Annotated in this window: 3 protein-coding genes and 1 pseudogene; 2 read left to right on the top strand and 2 right to left on the bottom strand. The window is 65.3% G+C overall.

The window, feature by feature from the left end; translation table 11 throughout:
* Positions 1 to 174: 174 nt before the first annotated feature.
* Both AOK24_RS37690 and AOK24_RS37685 read right to left on the bottom strand, forming a co-directional pair.
* A complete protein-coding gene (locus AOK24_RS37690) occupies positions 175 to 387 on the bottom strand; it encodes a DUF397 domain-containing protein (RefSeq protein WP_055724445.1) in 213 nt (70 codons plus the stop codon).
* A 9-nt stretch (positions 388 to 396) separates the two neighbouring features.
* Positions 397 to 1257 carry a helix-turn-helix domain-containing protein gene (locus tag AOK24_RS37685; protein WP_055724444.1) on the bottom strand — a complete coding sequence of 287 codons (861 nt, stop codon included), beginning with the start codon at positions 1255 to 1257 and terminating at the stop codon, positions 397 to 399.
* A 243-nt stretch (positions 1258 to 1500) separates the two neighbouring features.
* Between AOK24_RS37685 and AOK24_RS37680 the strand changes: the two genes are divergently transcribed.
* Both AOK24_RS37680 and AOK24_RS37675 read left to right on the top strand, forming a co-directional pair.
* Positions 1501 to 1896, top strand: coding sequence for an ATP-binding protein (locus AOK24_RS37680; protein ID WP_055724443.1), 396 nt, complete (start codon positions 1501 to 1503; stop codon positions 1894 to 1896).
* Positions 1893 to 2292, top strand: a pseudogene (locus tag AOK24_RS37675) (hypothetical protein); the annotation flags it as partial. The gene AOK24_RS37680 and the pseudogene AOK24_RS37675, both read left to right, overlap by 4 nt.

Genomic DNA, 2292 nt, shown 5'->3' with positions numbered 1-2292 from the left:
GGCGGAGGGTGTCGCGCAGGACTGTGAGGGCGGTGGTGTGTTCGGCGGTTCGGGGTGGGGACAGCAGCAGGGTTCCGCCGATGATCTGTACGTGGGTGCCGGTGGCTTGTTCGAGGCTTGGCGGAGGCGGCCTCGGCGTACGGGGATGGGTGCCGGGCCGGGGTGTTCATGGGGTCAGGTGCGCGGGAGGTTCTCGCGCTTCACCGCATCGACGAACGAGGTCCAAGAGGTCGTCGGGAAGACGAAGGCACCCCGCGCGGGGATCTTCGAGTCGCGGATCGCGACCTCGCCGGCAGGCAGGGGGAGGTACTCGACGCAGTCGGCGCCAGCTCCGTTGCTGTAGCTGCTCTTCTGCCAGCCGTCTGCCGGGAGGTTCTTGCGGATCATCGGCTTCCTCTAGCTTCCTTCGAAGTCCCGCATCGCGAGCTTGATCAAGTCAGCGGTCTGCCGTGACGATAGGGCGGATGCGCGAATCTCGTCAAAGAGCTTCCGATGCGACGTGACGTCAGCAACATCTTGCATGAAGAGGGCCTTGGTTACGGTGTCGATCTCTACGACGTCCAAGGTAGTGGCGTCCTCGTTGATGAGAATCCTGAAGGACCCTTCGAGACCAGCGTAGACCGCCTGCTCGAACGGTACGACCTGGATGGTCACTTGAGGTTTCTTCGCCAGTTCAAGCAGATGGCCGAGCTGCTTGACCATGACTTCGGGACCGCCGATCGGCCTGCGCACCACGCCTTCATCCAGGATGAACACCGCCTGCGGCGGCTCCTCCTGCTCGAAGACACCCTGCCGCGCCATACGCAGTCCGACGTAGTGCTCTACATCCTCAGGGGTACGCCACGGGTCGAACCCCTGGATCATGGCGTACGCGTATTCCGGCGTCTGGAGTAGGCCCGGCGTGTACATCGCCGCGAACTCCTCGATGCGCGTGCACTCCGACTCCAGTGCCACGATCTCCCGTAGGTTGACGCCGAGTTCGTACTCGGGGAAGTACTGCCGCTGACCGCTCTCCCTGAGCAGCGTGAGCAGGTCCACGCGGACCCGTTCGTCCTTCACCCCGTACAGGTCGAGCAGCGCCAGGAGTTCCAGCCGACGGAGCCTGAGCTTGCCGGTCTCCATCTTGGAGATCTTGCTCTGCTGGCCGTCGATCTCGGCTGCGGCTTCCTTCTGGCCGATGCCCGCCGCCTCGCGCAGCCGCTTCATGTCGGCTCCGAGCTTGCGCTGCCTGAGCGTCGGGCCTTGCCTTCCCGTCACATCTCCTCCTTGAGCGGGACCAAGTCTGTCGTACGGCACAACTCGTGGGGAACCTCGCGTCCGGGTCGGCATATGCCAACGACCCGTGCCGCTTTAGCTCGTTCGGATTTATTCTCTGAAGCATGTTGCAGTTAGGGAATCTGCTGCCCCACTCTGGTGTCTTGTCAGTCGCGCCTTGCCATCAGGCATCAACCTACTGGCTACTGGCCGACCTTGGATGCCGAACGCCCAACTGGAGGCGGGATGACGGAACATGTGCACCAGGAGTTCCGATTGCCCTTGTTCGTCGAGCCCGAGGAACTGCACTGGGTCCGCCGCGTCGTCCGATCCCACGTTCGGGTGTGGGGACTTGACGCCGCCCTGGACGACGCGCTGGAGGTCGTCACCGAACTGCTCACCAACGTCCATCGGTACGCCGGGGGTATCGCCCTTCTCGTACTCCAGTACTACGGCGACGAGTTGCGCATCACCGTCAGCGACCGTTCCCGCGTCCTGCCCGTCATGAAGGAGCCCGACTGGGATGCGCAGTCCGGGCGAGGGATGCTGCTCGTCTCCGCGCTCAGCGAGTGGTGGCGGGCCGAAGCGACGGCCGGCGGCAAGGACGTGTGCTGCGGGTTGCGCGTACGGGGGTCGGCGTGAGGATCGTCCCGTACATCACCTGCCGTGAGGGCGAGACGCCCGCGCCCCACTCGTCCCTGCGCGGCGTGTACGGCCCCGACGGCCGCCTCCGCCTCAGCTACCGGACCGAACTCCCCGGCGACCGGGACCTCAACGGCGTTCTGTGGGCCCGCTGTTCACAACAGGTCGGCAGCAACGGCCTCCCCGTCGGGGAACCCCAGTGGAAACTGGTCCACCCCGCGCGTCAACGCGACTGCATGCAGCGCCTGTTGTGCCAGATCTGCGCTCAACCCGCGCGCACGCCAAGGGGGTTCATCTTCCTCACCTCCCCCGGCGAACTCCCCTCAGGCGCAACCACCCTCCACACCACCCAACCCCCGGTCTGCCTCCGCCACACCCGCACAGCCACCACCCTCT

Source organism: Streptomyces niveiscabiei (assembly GCF_001419795.1).
Classification (GTDB): Bacteria; Actinomycetota; Actinomycetes; order Streptomycetales; family Streptomycetaceae; genus Streptomyces; species Streptomyces niveiscabiei.
This window is presented reverse-complemented; position numbering and strand designations above follow the sequence as displayed.